Source organism: Bacteroidota bacterium, assembly GCA_036522515.1.
GTDB lineage: Bacteria > Bacteroidota > Ignavibacteria > UBA10030 > SZUA-254 > VBOC01.
In genome coordinates this window covers 60,957-76,415 of the sequence record DATDFQ010000061.1, presented here as the reverse complement: position 1 = coordinate 76,415, position 15,459 = coordinate 60,957, and the positions used below count along the sequence as shown (strand labels likewise).

Below are 15,459 nucleotides of genomic sequence, written 5' to 3'. Positions count from 1 at the left end.
GTCTATGTTTGCATTGTTGCCATTGCTGCTGATCGGTGCGATCGCGATCTGGGTGGTGCTGAAGTACAATTCCCTCATCACCGCAAAAAACCAGGTCACAAACGCCTGGAAAGGGATCGACGTGCAGCTCAAGCGGCGCCACGACCTGATTCCCAACCTGGTGAACGCCGTCAAAGGGTACATGGAGTTCGAGCAGGAGACGCTTCGGAAGGTGATCGAAGCGCGCAATGCCGCGGCGGGCGCGAGCAGCGTGGCCGATTCCGCCGAGAAGGAAGGGGAGCTGTCAAAAGTCCTGTCCCGCCTCTTCGCCCTCGTCGAGAACTATCCTAATCTCAAGGCGAACGAGAACGTGAAGTCGCTGATGGAAGAGCTGACGAGCACCGAGAACAAGGTAAGCTTCGCCCGGCAGTTCTATAACGACATTTCGACAAAGTTTAATATCGCGCAGCAGACATTCCCGGGAAACGCCATTGCGACGCTCTTCAAGTTCCAGCAGGTGGAGCTCTTCCAGGTCGAGCGTGCGGAGGAACGGGAAGCCCCGACGGTGGACCTTTCGCTGAAGAAGTAGAGATCCTCCAGAGATGGAGAATCTTCCCAATATTTACGAGCAACAGCAGCGGAACCGCAGATCCACCGTTGTCATCATCACGCTCTTCATCCTCTTTTTCTGTTTCATCGGTTACGGGTTCGACCTCTTTTACTTTGGCGTCGACCCGTTCGGCCTGCTTGGCGACCCCTCCTTCGGGTTCCCGATCGCGACCTTCGTCGCGCTTCTCTTCGGCTCCATGTCGGCCATGTACAGCCTGAAAGGGGGCGCTCTGGGAATCCTCCGGAGCACGAACGCCTTCCCGGTTCCGGCAGACTCCCAGGAGTACCGGATGTTGCAGAACGTCACAGATGAAATGGCCATCGCCGCCGGCCTCCCCCGCCCCCAGCTTTATATCGTCCCGGATTCCGACCCCAACGCGTTCGCGACGGGGAAGGACCCCGAACATTCCTACATCGCGGTCACCGAGGGGCTGGTCGGGACTCTTAATCGGGAAGAGCTCCAGGGAGTCATCGCCCACGAGATGAGCCATATCAAGAACCTCGACATCCGGCTGATGACCGTCGTCGCGGCGCTCATCGGGGGCATCCTCCTGATCTCCGACGGAATGCGCAACATGATGAGGTTCGGCGGCGCGAGGGCGGCCGGCAGATCACCGGGCCGGAGATCGCGAAGCGGAGGTCCGGTCGTATTGATTCTCTTTGCGATCTGGCTCCTTGCGGTCATTCTTGCTCCATTGATCACCCAGCTCCTGGCGATGGCGGTCTCCCGCAGGCGCGAGTATCTCGCCGACGCATCGGGCGCCGAGCTGACACGCAATCCTCTTGCCCTGGCGAGCGCGCTCGAGAAATTGGAATCGGCGGATGCGCCGACCGCCTCCGTCAAAAAAGGGACCGCCCATCTCTGCATCGTCGACCCGTTGGGAAGATTGATCAACGCGAAGGAAGGATTTACCGCCGAACTCTTCGGCACCCATCCGCCCATCTCCAAACGGATCACACTCCTGAAAGCGATGGCCTATCAAGACACCGTAAGACATCCGGGCCCTCAGGCGGCGAAGGTTTGATTGGTACTGTCGCATTTTCATCTTATCTCGTCATCCCGACATGTTCTAGGTCGGGATCTTTCTAAAAGCGTTGAAAGATGCTGACCAGGAGCATGTCAGCATGACGAGTTGGAGAGAATTGGGTTCAAACTGAAGCACTACCCTTCAATTCGCCGGGTTGAATCTGAGCTCCGCAAAGCCTACATTACACTATGAGAACAAAACATCCGAAAACGAAGAATACACCCCTCCGCGTCCTCCTCGTCGACGACGACATCTCCCTTAATCAACTTTCGGAAAAATTGCTGAGCGAAAGGGGATACCAGGTCGACGTGGCGCTCGATGGAATGGCCGCCCTCGACAAGCTGAGCTCGCATTCCTACGATGTCGCGGTCCTGGACAACTTCATGCCCAGGTTGACGGGCATCGATCTTCTGCGGCAGATGCGGGAATTGAATTACCAGACGAAGGTCATCATGGTCACGGCCGTGAACGAAAGTCAGCTGACCGACGAGAGTTTGAGGTTGGGCGCGGATAAGATTCTGCCGAAGCCGTTCGACTTCGAGAACTTGATCACCTCCATCAACCAGGTCTGCGGACGCAAGTAACCGGCCGCGACTACCTCCCTGCTCTCCTTCCAAGTCCTGTAACCGAGCCGCTTTCCCACGAACCAAGATATCACGCGACCTGAAGGTCGCGCCTACCGGCTCCTCTACCTTTTTTCGTTGGCCGGCGCAACCTAAAGGTTGCGGCTACCGTCTCCTCTACATTCTTCCCGCGTTTGACGCAGGATTCAGGCAGGACAAAAAAAATCCCGGACCCAGCGGATTCGGGATTCTGTCTCATTGCATTTTCGGATGAGGCATTGGGGGCTTAAGAAAGCCTCTGCGGAAATGTACCAACGGGTTCTGACAAAGTCAACAGTTTTTCAAACCGATTTCGGCTGAACGAGATCTACAGCCCTCTCTGGCGGGCGTTGTCGCGAGAGAAGCGGTTATACCGGTTCACCGCGAGGAACCCGAGCGGTACTGTGATGATGACTATTGCAGTCCAGGCAAGAATATCGACGATAGGCGCACTCATAAGGGTTTTCGGCAATTAATCGAGATGGGAACGGGAGAAACTCTGCAACGAATCTACGCATTACCCCCCCGTGGAAACGTGAGATAGCGCAACGATTACGCGATTTACCCGATAAATCTTTCTGGCCTGCCGTTCCTTATCCGGATACGTTCACAGCACCTGCCTGCGATCGCCATCCCATTCCCGGTTAAATAATATTAATGCCATCTAATCGCAGGCGCCGTTCCCATCGTTTTCCGAATAAATTTCTTTTAACTGGACATTTCAAGTATCCCTCTGTACTTTTCCGCTAGCAACCAGGAGGCTGACGCTGTTCATCAGAAGGAGACGGCCATGCGAGTGCTCCTCATAACTTACGATTTTACCAAGGTAGACCCGAAAGCCGACAAAGTGCCTTCCCTTATCAAGCACTACAAGCACGTAAAGCTTTGCGACGGGTCGTACGCGATCGAAACGTTCGAAAAGACAAGAACCATCTTCAACAAGTTCGTGCCCTACCTCAGCGACAGCGCGCGCCTCTTTGTCGTGACGCTCGTGAAACCGTTTACAGGCCCGGTGATGGAGCACGTGAGCGAATGGCTTTCGAAGCACCTCCCGGAGGATTGAAGGGCGTCCTTATTTCACGACGAGCATTTTTTTCGTCTCTTCGAAGACCTTTCTCCTTTCCTTCAACCCGTCGGCGCTGAGCCGATAATAATAGACGCCCGAGGCCAGATCCTCCGTCCGAAAGGTAACACGGTACGTTCCGGGAGGGGATGTCCTGTCGACAAGGACCGCGACCCGCTCACCGCGGAGGCCGTAGAGCTCGAGCCTGACGCGGGCGTTTTCGGGGATGGAGTATTGTATGACGGTGGAAGGGTTGAAAGGGTTGGGATAATTCTGCGCAAGCTCAAACTGGCGCGGCACCTCTCCCGTGAGGCGTAACTTCCCGATGGAGCGGAGAATGTACCTGCCTCCATTGAGAAACGTCTTCGTCCCTGAGCGATACACGACCGGCACGGGACGATCCATCCTGCTCGAACGGTCCCAAATCCGGTAGTAGATGGTATCTCCCCGGGAAAAGCCCTCCTTTGCTTGCGTTGAAGAATCGTCCCCCCAACATGTGATTGTGCAATCCACCCCCCTGCGCCAGAGACTCAATCCCGCGCAAAGGTCTTTTCCGTCCTGCCTGAAGAACACTCCGATCGCATTCCCGGGCTGCATCGCGATCGTGTCGAGATTCACGTCTGCGTCGCGCGGGATGACGATCGTCGCGCTCTTCCCCGTCCGGCTCATGTACATCCAGGAGGGCGGGAGAAGCGTATCGGCGGCAGTTGTGAAGACGGAGGTCGCAGACCAGGCGCTGGTGTCGGGAATGTCCACGGCGCGGACTCTCCAGTAGTATGTCGTTTGAATCTGGAGCCCCGGGAGGGATGCCGAATTGGCGGTCCCCGCATGCCTGGCAATGTCGAGTGTCGAAAAATCGGGTGACCGCGAAACCTGCAGGTGGTACCCTATCGCCTCAAGGGAGGGCTCCCACCGGAGCACCGGGTTGGTCGTGAGCCCCACAAGATTGTTGGGCGGGCTTCCGGCCTCCGGGATCTCCGGGGGATTTGCAACCCCGTGGACTGCTTTCTTCGCCGCGTGGAGAAGCCGGTCCCTCTCAGGCACGCCTGCGGGAAGATATCCGCCGCCCAGGTCCCAGATAAAGATGCCGCCGAGGCCCGTGCTCCGCGCGTATTGGACTTTGGCCCTGATCATATTGCCGTCATCATAGGAGATGAACTTGTCGCTGTCGGAGCCCGGCAGGTCGACACCCAAATATGAAGCGGCCGCAATGGAATCCCAGCAATAGTATTCGGGTTTGTAGTAGACGGTCATGATGTCACGGTAGGGGACATTTCCGCGCACAGCCGGCGGTGAAGACCATGTTTGCCGCGGCTTGACGGCCCCGCCGGTGGAGGTTCCCTGTCCCCCGCTCCAGACGTACCCATAGAAATCAATTCCGATTCCGATCTTGCTCCTCGGCACCCCTGCGGCGGCAAAGTCCGATATGAACCGGTCGGCGGAGAGCGGCGGGGCTCCACCGTTCGGGAAAACAAAGCCCCCGTCGTACAATGCCGAATTGTGCCACGTCACCCATCCGGGCCATGGGCCGGAGATGTCGTAAGACATGATATTGATCTGATCGAACTGACCGGCAAGAGACGCGATGATCCGCGGGTTCCATCCCACCGCGGCGGTCAAAAGTCCCCGTGGAGAGAGAGCGTCGAGCTGCTGCCTCAGAAGCCGGACAAAGAGCGCAAATTGAAGCGAATCTCCCGGCTCCAGTACCTCCCAATCGAGGTCAATTCCGTCGTATCCGCGCACACGCATGAACGAGACCAGATTGGCCACGAAGAGCGTCAAATTTGCCGCGCTCGTCGCCCCGCGAAACGCCGGGGCCGAACCCCAGCCGCCAACGGCAATCAGAACCTTCACACCCGCCGCATGAGCCCTCGGGAGCAACGCCGTCGAATTTATCTGGTGGAGGCTGTTCGAATTGGTGTCGAGGGAGGCGTCGGCGTTCGGAACGAGTGAAAAATGGATGATATGAGTGAGAGCCGAGTAATCGATCCCCTCAGCGGGCAGGACCCCGTTATTATAGCCCCCCTGGTTCCATCCCGCATAGTAGCCCGTGACCCACGGAGATGATTGCGTGTGCGCAGACGGCGCGAGGAAACCGGCAATGGCCGCGCATCCAAGAACGAACACTATTTTTTTCCAACATCTCATGACGATGAGATCCATCTCCCTCGCCTACAATTTCCATGCCATGTAGAAGAATCCATGGAGATACAAAACAATAGGCAGCGTCCCGGTTTCATCCAAGCCCGTTATCCCGGGCATGTTCCTCCTCGGGTTCTCTCAAAAAGCGTTGAAAGATGCTGACCTAAAGCATGTCAGCATGACGAGTTGGATAGATAGACGACCAAACCGAGGCACTACCAAATTTACTCGTTCCCACGCTCTGCGTGGGAACGTGATCCGCGGCGCTCTGCGCCGCAACGAGGTTGGGACGCAGAGCGTCCCGGTATGCATTCCGCCGCAGAGCGGCGGAACGAGAAGACTGAGTCAATGCCAAGAGATCGTTCGGCATGTTTATTGTCGCTCTCAATACATTGCCACCATAGTCCGGTTGATACGATGAGGAGCATTCATAATTTTGCAGTCGCATTTCTGTTCTATTTTTACAACAACTTCGTCACCCATGTACCCCTCTATTCTGTCCGTCATGCCTATCTGAGCGTCGTATTCGGGATCAGGATCGGGGCGGGGACGGCCGTTCACATGGGGTGTTTCATCACAGGGAGGCGAATCAGCATCGGCGACCATTCGGTCGTCAACCGCCGATGCTACCTGGACGGGCGGGGGGGTCTCACAATCGGCGCAAACGTGAATATTTCCCCGGAATCCTACCTGCTGACCTTTACGCATGATCTGGGGGACCCGCAGTTCGGAACAATCGGGCGCGAGGTCATCATCGGGGACCATGCCTGGCTGGGCGCCCGCGCGATGGTGATGCCGGGGGTGAATTTGGGCGAAGGTTGCGTCGTGGGCGCAGGCGCCGTCGTGACGAAAAACATCGATCCCTACACGATCGTGGCAGGAGTGCCCGCCCGCAAAGTCGGTGAACGGTGTAAGGAAATCCGGTATTCCACCAGGTGGTTCCCATTCTTCGACACCGACCTCCCCCGCTAGGATCTCCCGGCCCCGGACGGTTACGTTTGTGCGCAGAACGCATTGCGCCACTGTGAAAAATTTGCGCAAGGGCGCGTGCAGGCGAAGCCTTCTTCCGCCTGAAGGGGGGACAAACTCCCCCCGCAGCGCTGGCACATCAATTGCACCGGTAACATCAATATGATTTCCATGGCCGGAATAGTGCTCGGACTTCTCATCGCGGTCGGAGCGGGCAAGCGGACCCGCAGGCCGGCGATCGGTGCGTATCTCTTTCTCCTCGCGCTCGCGGTCGTCCAGGCGGGCGTGGTGTTGTTCGATATGTTCACGAGACAACTTCCCTCGCCGTAACGATTATGGCAAACGAGTACACGACTTCCCAGAGGGACTCTGCCTGGCGCATCGACTTTTCGGTCGAAGGCGTGCTGGTGGCGTCCCTCGCGATCTTCGGCCCGCTCATTGTCGCGGCGGCGCTTCTCACCAGCGGGGGAAACGTCCTCGCGACGGCGGCGGTCGCAGCGACGCTTTTCATCGTCGTGCTCTCGTGTTGCCGTCTCGATTGGGGATTCTTCTTCTTCATCGGGATGGTCCTGTTGTTCGACCAGTACGAAATCCCCGGCTTCGACTCATGGACCTTCAAGCCCCTCTATTTCCTGAACATCAAGGAGATCAGCTATCTGCCGCACTGGGAGAACGCGGTTGCGAACCCGCTCGAGCTTCAACTGGCGCTCCTCATCCTGGTGTGGCTCGTCCTCGCGGGCTTGAAAGGAGAGGCTCGCATCAGGAGCATCTCCGTCTGGGGGAGTGCGCTCCTTTTTTTCCTTGCGCTTGCGTGTTCGTTCGCGTATGGGTTGTGGCGGGGAGGAGATTTTTTGCCCGCCCTCTGGGAGGTGCGGGCGCTCATGTATCTCGGGTTGTTATACGTGCTGGTTCCCCAGATCATCCAAACCAGGGAACAGGCGCACACGCTGCTCTGGGTCTGCATCGGAGCCATTTCCTTCAAGGCGTTTCAGGGGATCGTGAGATTCGCCGAGCTCGGTTTCAGTTTCGCGGGCTCGATGACCGTGACAAACCACGAAGACCCCGTGTTCATCCTGGATCTCCTGATCTTTCTCCTTGCCCTGGTGATCTTCGACGCGCGAACGAACCAGCGCGTGGCCCTGATGGTTCTTCTGCTTCCGCTCCTGTTCGGGTTCTTTACGGGCCAGCGGCGTTCGGCCTATGCGGCGATCGTCCCCGCGCTCGCCGCCTTCGTCGCAGTCATCCCGAAATCCGGCCGGCGCATGCTGCTTCGCACCGTCGTCCCGGTCCTGGGAGTCCTTGCGCTCTATTGCGGGATCTTCTGGGAGAGCGACAGCAAATTCGCCTCGCCGGTGAAGCTCGTGAAAACGGGAATGAGCGTGGCTCCCGAGGCCGCGGGCGAGCGGTACTATTCCAATCTCTACCGGGAACTCGAGAAATTCGACCTTGCCACCACGGTCCAGCACCACCCGGTCGCGGGGATCGGCTTCGGCAACAAGTATGAAATGCCTCTCCCTCTCGCGAAGATCGATTTTCCGCTCCGCGATTACATCTCCCACAATGAAATTCTGTGGCTCCTGGTCAAGATGGGGGCGGTGGGGTTCTGTTTCTTCTGGCTGTTCATGGACTCATTCGTGTTTAAAGCCTCCTGGACTCTCGCCCGGTTGAACGACCCCTACCTGAAAGCAATCGCAGCGGTGAGCGTTGCGGCGGTCGTGAATCAGATGATCGTCTCGAATTACGATCTCCAGCTGACCTTCTACCGGAACATGATCTTCCTGGGGACGCTGATGGGGTTGCTCTCGGCGCTGGAACCGATCGACCGCCGCGACGGCGGGAAGGGTGCGCAGCACAACTTCGGGGAAACTCCGGCATGAGAATACGCGGACAAAACGGGCGCCGGGTCTACATTCTGGGCGCGCGGGTCGACAACACCACATCCGACAGGGCCCTCTCCTCCATCCGGTGGTTCGTCAACCATCACGACGGCCGCGCCCGCGAGGTGTTCTTTACGAATGTCCACAGCATTTTCCTCTCGAGGCGGAACCGGGATTTTCACCGCCATCTGAACGACGCGGACCTCGTGCTCCCCGACGGATCGGGGCTCAGGCTCGCCGGCCGCATTCTCAAGACCCCGATTGCCGAGAACCTCAACGGCACCGATTTCACCCCGAAGGTTCTTCGCGAGGCGGAGACAAAGGGCTGGTCGGTCTACTTTCTCGGCGCGCATCCGTCGGTGATCGGCCCCTGCCTCAGCCATGTCGCGGAAAGCTTTCCGAACCTGAGGATCGCGGGGGCGTACAACGGGTATTTTTCCCCGGAGGAGGAGCCGTTGATCATCGAGGAGATCAATTCGAGGGAGCCGGACATCCTGCTCGTGGCGCTCGGCTCGCCGAACCAGGAACTCTGGATCGCGCGCCACGCCGGCGAACTGAAGACAGCGGTCTGCCTTGCCGTCGGGGGCCTGTTCGACTTCCTTGCCAGGATCCGCAGGCGGGCGCCGCTCTGGATGCGGAAACTCGGCCTCGAATGGGTCTACAGGCTCCTGCAGGATCCGCGGACCAAATGGCAGCGCGTGTTCATCGAGATCCCTTACTTCCTCCTGCTGCTCGCCGGCAGGAAGCTGGGCATTCGCCCGCTCAGGTCATCGATGCTGAGGAAAGCGGCGGCCTCATGAGCCGGGAAATCGCACAGTCCATCGCCCGGAACACCGGCGTGATGATGGTCTCGCAGGTCATCACCTGGACGTCGAGCTTCGTGCTCATGCTTTTCCTCCCCCGCTATCTGGGAAGCGAGGAGTACGGCAGGCTCTACCTGGCCATCTCGATCGCGATGATCGCCCAGATGGTGATCGAGTACGGCGGCCCCTATTTTCTCGCCAAGGAGGTCTCCCGCTCGCGCGACGGGGCTCCCCGGCTGCTCTCGGATACGGTCGGGATCCGTGTTCTCATGTGGGTCATCGCCGGAACCGCGCTCGTGGGGTTCTCGTTTGCGGCGGGATATCCGGGCCCCGTACTGGCGCTGATCGTGATTCTCATCGTTGCAAAAGTGTGGGAGTGCGCAGGAAAGGCGCTCTCGGGCTGCTTCCAGGGGTTTGAACTCATGCAGTACCCGGCCCTCGGGGGAATTGCGGAGCGGTTCTGCGTCGCCCTCGTCGGAGTGGCGGCCCTCCTGATGGGCGCTCATGCCGTCGTCATCGCCCTCGTCATGGCTCTGAGCTCCCTTCTCAACTTCGGGATTCTTGCCGCCTTTGCACGGCGCATCGTGGCGCGCATCCCCTGGCCCCGGTGGGGCTCCATGAGGGAGTTGCTCAAGACGAACCTCCCGTACTTTCTCTGGTCCCTCTTCGGGGTCGTCTACTATCGCATCGACGCCGTGATGCTCTCGCTCATGGTGCCGGGGGTGGTCGTCGGGTGGTACGGGGCGGCGTACAGGTTCTTCGACGTCCTCATGTTCCTGCCGAGCATCTTCTCCACCGCCGTCCTCCCGGTCCTCTCAAGACTCTCGGTGGGTGACACGAAGTCGCTCGCGCGGACCACCCGGAACAGCATCGATTTCATTCTGCTCGCCGCCATGCCGATCTGCGTCTTCGTCTTCTTCTCGTCCCATGAGATTATCGATCTGTTTTTCGGATCGGAGGGCTACGGGCAGGCGGAGGTGCTGCTGAAAATCTTCGCTCCCGGCCTCGTGCTCGTCTCGATCGACTCGATCCTCGCCTCGACGCTCATCGCCTCAAACCTGCAGCGCCAGTGGGCGGGAGCGGCGTTCGTTGCGATGCTGTTCAACCCGCTCGCGAATGTCTTTTTGATTCCCTTCGCCCAGTCCCATTTCGGCAACGGCGGCATCGGCGCGGCGATCGCCACGTTGATGACGGAGTTCCTCGTGATGTGCATCGCGATTTATCTGACCCCCGGGGAGATTTTTGAAGGGGCCTCCATCGGCCTTCCGCTCAAAGGCCTCGCCGCCTCGCTCGTCATGAGCTGCTTTTGCTGGATCTTCGAGCGCTCGGGAGTTCATTTTCTCCTCTGGGGCGGGGCCGGCCTCCTCCTCTACGGAGTTTCGTTGATCCTGTTCGGGGCGATCCGGCGCACCGACCTGGCGTTCGTAAAATACTCCCTCATCCCGGGGAAATGGAAAAACACTTCCGCTGCGACAAGAGGCGTCCCATCATGAAGATCCTGCATCTCATGCCCTACTCCCCCGAGCCGACAATCTCCGGCGGAACTCTCAGGATCCATCATCTCCTCAAGCATCTTGCCATGCGCCATGACGTGACCGTGGCCTGCTTCGGCGACCCCGGGACCTCGTCCCTGATCGGAAGCGCCTTTCAATCGAAGCTCGAGGGCGTCCATGTGGTCCCCTATCCGTGGGTCGGACGGTACCGCCGCCTCGGCCAGGCCTATGCGCACTTCACAAAATTCAGCTTTCTCCAGTCGATCTTCATCTCAAACGAGATGCAGGCGACGATCAACCGGCTCCTCGACCGCCGTTCCTTCGACGTCGTCCAGACGGAATTTTGCATGATGGCTGCGTTCCGCGTCGGGACCGACGCCGTGCGCATCCTGGACGCGCACAACGTCGAATACGACAATTTTTCCAGATGGGCTGAAAATGCGCGCTCCTGGCTGAGAAAATATCACTACCGCCGGGAATCGCGAAAACTGCTTCACGAGGAACTGGAGGCGTACCGCAGGCAGGATGCGATTTTCGTCACGTCCGAACGGGACAGGGCGATTCTTTCCGCCTCGGTTCCGGACGTTCCGAAATTCCTCGTGCCCAACGGGGTCGACACCTCGTACTTCCGGCCCGCGCAAACGCCGAGCGAGCCCTACTCGCTGGTCTTCACGGGGATGATGGGATACGTCCCGAATTACGACGGCATGCTCTACTTCCTCGACGAGATCTTCCCGCTCATCCAGCGGGCCATCCCGGAGGCGCGAATCTATATCGTCGGCAACAAGCCCCCGCGCGTGCTCCTGAACCGGGCGGCGCCGAACGTGGTCATCACCGGGTACGTCGAGGACGTTCGTCCCTACGTCTGGCGCTCGAGCGTCTACGTGGTGCCGCTGCGCATGGGGGGCGGGACGAGGCTGAAAGTGATGGAAGCAATGGCGATGAAAAAGCCGATCGTCTCGACGAACATCGGTTGCGAAGGGATCGACGTGAAGAACGGAGAATCAGTGCTGATCGCCGACCGCCCGGAGGAGTTCGCGGCTTCCGTGGTGGAGCTCCTGTCGAACTCCGCCCTGAGAGGCCGCCTCATCGAGAAGAGCTGCGAACTCGCGCGCTCGAAATATGAGTGGAACGTCATCGGGGAGCAGGTCGAGCGCTTCATCCGGAAACTTACGCGTCCCCGGCCGAGGTTCACCCTCGCGGGAAAGGAACCGGCCTATGAGCGGTAGAAGGCGCTTCCACAACGGGGGGAATCCCAGGATGATCAAGGTGCTGATGTATCACCGCATCGTCGAGGAGAAATCGCTCAGCGAAGCCTACTGGACGTGCGTCCATGTGCGCGAGTTTCAAAAGCAGCTCGAACTCCTCGACCGGTGGGGATTCACTCCGATCACGTTCAACGATTACTCGCTCTTTCTCCAGGGCGAGCTGAATCTTCCGCGGAAGCCGGTGATCCTCACCTTCGACGACGGCTACCGGGATACCTACGATGTGGCGCTTCCCCTCCTGCAGGAATTCGGTGCGAAAGCGGTGGTTTTTGTCCTCGGGTATCAGGGCGCCGCGACCAATTTCTGGGACCGCTCCGAGTCCCTCCCCGAGGTCGCCCTGATGGACCGCCGGCAGATCGTCGAACTGCACCAGGCCGGATTTGAGATCGGGTCGCATTCCCTCAACCACACGAAATTGACGGCGCTGACCGATTACGACGCATGGCAGGAGATCTCCCGGTCGAGAATTCTCCTCGAAATTCTGCTGAATTCCCCCGTGCGAAGCTTTTCCTACCCGTACGGCTCTCTCAATCCGTACGTCAAGGAAATGGTCGAGCACGCGGGCTATGACATCGCCTGCGGCGTCTCAACGGGTCCGGCGAATTTCGGCGAGGACCCCTACGAGATACGCCGGATCACAATCCTCAATACGACAACCACGAGCGGATTCGCACTCCGGCTCCTGACCCCGTTCCAGTACTACGGATGGGCGCGGTGGAAGGCGGGATGCGTCCTCTACGGCCGGCAACATGATAACGGCGCCGGGCCCGGAAAAGACGCGACGGCGGAGACGGAACCGCCCCGAACTCTGGAGGCCTCATGCAGACGTTAAGATACGTGAGCGCGGTCGCCCCGGGCCGGCCGCGCCGGACGGCGGCCGGGGACGGACGCAACGAACGCGGGGCGACCCGGCTCTCCGTCGAGGCGATTCGGGATGCGGCGGCGTTCTCCCTTCTCCGGGACGAGTGGAACGCGCTCGCCTTCCAGGCCGAGGTCACCCCCTTCCAAACGTTCGAATGGCTTTTTCACTGGTGGAATTATTTCGGCGAAGACCATGCGCGCACGCCGCACATCCTTCTTTTCAGGGATCGCCGGACGCTTGCCGGGATCGTTCCGCTCTTTCTCGAGGTCACCGATCTCCTCGGCAAGCGGGTTTGGAGTCGGCTGCGGTTCATGGGTTGCGGGGTGACGGGGAGGTATTCCCGGGGCGCACTGTCGAAAGCCGGGCCGAGCGATTTTCTTGACTCCATCATCCATCCCTCGTACCGGTCGGTCGTCCCGCGGGAATTCGCCCGCTACCTCGACGAACATCCTTCCGTCTATGACGACATCGAATTGGAGCATCTCCCCGCGGAGAGCAGCGTTCTGGCCGGACTCCCCGCCGAGCTTCACGCGCGGAAGATCCGCTGCAGCGCGCGGCTCACCGAGACCGCACCCAGGCTCGAGCCGCCGGCGACTCTCCCGGACTACCTCGAAGGCCTCCGCCCCCACGTGCGCCGCAAGTTGAATCAGGCAAGGAGGGCGATCTCGGAGACGCCGGGAGGATCGATCGAACGGGCGGACTCCCTTGAGTCGCTCAACCGCCTGTTCCGCGAGCTCGTGGCGCTCCACCAGGCGCGATGGAACCATCTCGGATACCCGGGGTTGTTTTTCTTGCCGGGATTCGGCGAATTTCAGGAGGCGGTGCTCCGCGAATTCTGGAACCGGGGGTGGATCTGGTGCGAAGGCGTCCGGCTCGAGGGAAAACTCCGCGCCGTCCGCCTCGGGTTCGTCTTCCACGGCCGGCTCTACGACTATCTCTCGGGCTTTGACGACCGCCCGCCATGGTCAAAATCGCGGCCGGGCCTCGCGCTTCTTCTTTCGATGGTTGAGTACTCGGTCCAGCGATCTCTCTCCAGCCTCGAATTCCTCCGAGGAACGGAGGAGTACAAATTCGAGATGACATCCCGGTCCACGCGCAATTCCACGCTTTGGGCGATCCGGCCGGGCTCGCGGCGGAGCTACCGGCGCCTGGTCCGGGGGATCATCGGGGGGATGCTCGCAGTCCGGAGGCAGCTTTCCATCGAGCGTTCTCTTCTCGACGTCCAGCGCCGCATCCAGGACGTCCCGCTTCCTGCCGTCCTGGCGTATGTTCGCTTCAGGCTGAAGACCCTGCGTGCAAAGTTTCACCTCCCGCCAATAAAGGGGACGAAAGGACCATCCGGACACCGCACCGATGACGCGGACGAGTCCGGGAACGGCATCAGGGAAGATCACCACCGGGAATCACTGCGAGGAGTGCAACATGCCGGAAAACAATAGACGAAAAGAGGCCGTTGTCCTCTCGGCCGGGGGATCTCCTGCGGCGTATGACATCGTGCGGTCGCTCGGCATCGCCGGGATCGGGTCCCACGTCGCGTCTGCACAGCCGGATGAGATCGCATTCCATTCGAGCTACTGCGCACGGCGGCTCGTGGTTCCGGGGTTTAACGCCGGCCGCGAAGAGGAGTTATTGCGACTGATGCTCGATTTCGGAAAGTCGGTCGGCGAGGGTTCGGTCCTGTACTACGCCTCCGACGCCGAGCTGACGTTTGTCTGGCGCTTCCGGCGACAACTTCAGGAGGTCTATCGTTTTCTCCTCCCTTCCGATGCGACGATGGAGGCGCTCTGCAATAAGGTCCGTTTTGCGGAGTTCGCGCGGCTTCACAATCTTCCCGCGCCGGCGACCCGGATTGTGGCGGACAAGTCGGAACTGCTCGTGATGCTCCCTCTCGTCAAGTTTCCGTGCATCGTCAAGCCCGCATTCAGCCAGGATTGGGTATGGGAGACGGAAGAACAGCAGGCGAGGTTCGGGCCGTACAAAAAAGCGCTCCGCCGTTTTGAATCGCCGGGCGCTCTCGCCGACTTCTGCGCGGCCCTCCCCGAGCGCGCTTCAGGGTTCCTTATCCAATCATACATCGAAGGGCGGGACGAGGCGATCGTGAGCTTTCACGGCTACTTCGATGAGCAATCCCGCTGCCTGGGCTATTTTATCGGCAGAAAAATCCGGACGTATCCCCCGCACACCGGCGGCAGCGTCTATATCGAAACCCTGCATCAACAAGCGCTTGCCGATCGCAGCATCGATTACCTCCGCCGCATCGCCTTCCAGGGGATCGTCAAGATCGACTATAAGTGGGACCCGGACGACGCCGAATTCAAGATCCTGGAGATCAACCCCCGCTACAATCTCTGGGAGCTCCTCGGCGCCTACGCGGGGGCGAACCTTTCCTACATCGCGTACCGCCACCAGAACGGACTTTCGAATACTCCTCAGGTTTCCTACCGCGCCGGCACGCGGCTTCTCTACGTCAAACAGGACCTGCGGGCCTTCTTCGGGGGCTACAGGAAGACGAAGGAGTGGACTCTCCGCGCATACCTCCGCTCGCTCATGACGAAAAAACAGTACGGGGTGTTCGACCCACGCGATCCGGTCCCTTTTCTTGTTTCGGCGCTCGGGTTTCTGAAACGAAAGCTTCTCAGACGGAATGCGATGCGGATTCTTCCACGGGACGCCGGGTCGCCGGCGCCCGTCCGGGAGGATCGGCTGAAGAGCCCTCCCCTGAAGAGGGCTGAGCAGGCCGTCCTGGAGGACAACCAATGAAAAG

Annotated in this window: 15 protein-coding genes; 13 read left to right on the top strand and 2 right to left on the bottom strand. The window is 59.7% G+C overall.

Annotation, left to right across the window (positions count from 1 at the left end; translation table 11 throughout):
* Positions 1 to 4: 4 nt before the first annotated feature.
* The 3 genes from VI215_13390 (at position 5) to VI215_13380 (ending at position 2,200) form a co-directional block, all read left to right on the top strand.
* Positions 5 to 568, top strand: coding sequence for a LemA family protein (locus VI215_13390; protein HEY6193311.1), 564 nt, complete (start codon positions 5 to 7; stop codon positions 566 to 568).
* Positions 569 to 581: 13 nt separating this feature from the next.
* Positions 582 to 1,613: a M48 family metalloprotease gene (locus VI215_13385; GenBank protein ID HEY6193310.1), complete on the top strand. Its 1,032-nt coding sequence runs from the start codon at positions 582 to 584 to the stop codon at positions 1,611 to 1,613.
* Positions 1,614 to 1,804: 191 nt separating this feature from the next.
* Complete coding sequence (locus VI215_13380; protein ID HEY6193309.1) at positions 1,805 to 2,200, top strand: response regulator; 396 nt, start codon at positions 1,805 to 1,807, stop codon at positions 2,198 to 2,200.
* 346 nt (positions 2,201 to 2,546) lie between these two features.
* Here the strand turns inward: VI215_13380 and VI215_13375 are convergent, their stop codons facing one another.
* Complete coding sequence (locus tag VI215_13375; GenBank protein ID HEY6193308.1) at positions 2,547 to 2,675, bottom strand: hypothetical protein; 129 nt, start codon at positions 2,673 to 2,675, stop codon at positions 2,547 to 2,549.
* A gap of 333 nt (positions 2,676 to 3,008) precedes the next feature.
* Here VI215_13375 and VI215_13370 point away from each other — a divergent pair, with 333 nt between their 5' ends.
* The gene (locus VI215_13370) at positions 3,009 to 3,281 is read left to right on the top strand and encodes a hypothetical protein (GenBank protein ID HEY6193307.1); all 273 of its coding nucleotides are present in this window, start codon (positions 3,009 to 3,011) and stop codon (positions 3,279 to 3,281) included.
* A 9-nt stretch (positions 3,282 to 3,290) separates the two neighbouring features.
* Here VI215_13370 and VI215_13365 read toward each other — a convergent pair whose 3' ends face one another.
* Complete coding sequence (locus tag VI215_13365) at positions 3,291 to 5,429, bottom strand: glycosyl hydrolase family 18 protein (protein ID HEY6193306.1); 2,139 nt, start codon at positions 5,427 to 5,429, stop codon at positions 3,291 to 3,293.
* A gap of 411 nt (positions 5,430 to 5,840) precedes the next feature.
* Here VI215_13365 and VI215_13360 point away from each other — a divergent pair, with 411 nt between their 5' ends.
* The 9 genes from VI215_13360 to VI215_13320 all read left to right on the top strand — a co-directional run bounded on the left by VI215_13360 (position 5,841) and on the right by VI215_13320 (position 15,455).
* Positions 5,841 to 6,395, top strand: a complete 555-nt coding sequence (locus tag VI215_13360; protein ID HEY6193305.1) for an acyltransferase — start codon at positions 5,841 to 5,843, stop codon at positions 6,393 to 6,395.
* A 168-nt stretch (positions 6,396 to 6,563) separates the two neighbouring features.
* Complete coding sequence (locus VI215_13355) at positions 6,564 to 6,722, top strand: hypothetical protein (GenBank protein HEY6193304.1); 159 nt, start codon at positions 6,564 to 6,566, stop codon at positions 6,720 to 6,722.
* Positions 6,723 to 6,727: 5 nt separating this feature from the next.
* On the top strand, positions 6,728 to 8,269 hold the full coding sequence (locus tag VI215_13350; protein ID HEY6193303.1) for an O-antigen ligase family protein: 1,542 nt from the start codon (positions 6,728 to 6,730) through the stop codon (positions 8,267 to 8,269).
* A complete protein-coding gene (locus tag VI215_13345) occupies positions 8,266 to 9,069 on the top strand; it encodes a WecB/TagA/CpsF family glycosyltransferase (GenBank protein HEY6193302.1) in 804 nt (267 codons plus the stop codon). Before VI215_13350 ends, VI215_13345 begins: the two co-directional genes overlap by 4 nt.
* On the top strand, positions 9,066 to 10,565 hold the full coding sequence (locus tag VI215_13340) for a flippase (protein HEY6193301.1): 1,500 nt from the start codon (positions 9,066 to 9,068) through the stop codon (positions 10,563 to 10,565). Before VI215_13345 ends, VI215_13340 begins: the two co-directional genes overlap by 4 nt.
* On the top strand, positions 10,562 to 11,794 hold the full coding sequence (locus VI215_13335) for a glycosyltransferase (GenBank protein HEY6193300.1): 1,233 nt from the start codon (positions 10,562 to 10,564) through the stop codon (positions 11,792 to 11,794). Before VI215_13340 ends, VI215_13335 begins: the two co-directional genes overlap by 4 nt.
* On the top strand, positions 11,784 to 12,665 hold the full coding sequence (locus VI215_13330) for a polysaccharide deacetylase family protein (GenBank protein HEY6193299.1): 882 nt from the start codon (positions 11,784 to 11,786) through the stop codon (positions 12,663 to 12,665). The genes VI215_13335 and VI215_13330 overlap by 11 nt, the downstream gene beginning before the upstream one ends.
* Positions 12,653 to 14,134, top strand: coding sequence for a GNAT family N-acetyltransferase (locus VI215_13325; GenBank protein HEY6193298.1), 1,482 nt, complete (start codon positions 12,653 to 12,655; stop codon positions 14,132 to 14,134). The genes VI215_13330 and VI215_13325 overlap by 13 nt, the downstream gene beginning before the upstream one ends.
* Complete coding sequence (locus tag VI215_13320) at positions 14,118 to 15,455, top strand: hypothetical protein (protein HEY6193297.1); 1,338 nt, start codon at positions 14,118 to 14,120, stop codon at positions 15,453 to 15,455. The genes VI215_13325 and VI215_13320 overlap by 17 nt, the downstream gene beginning before the upstream one ends.
* The last annotated feature ends 4 nt before the right edge of the window (positions 15,456 to 15,459 follow it).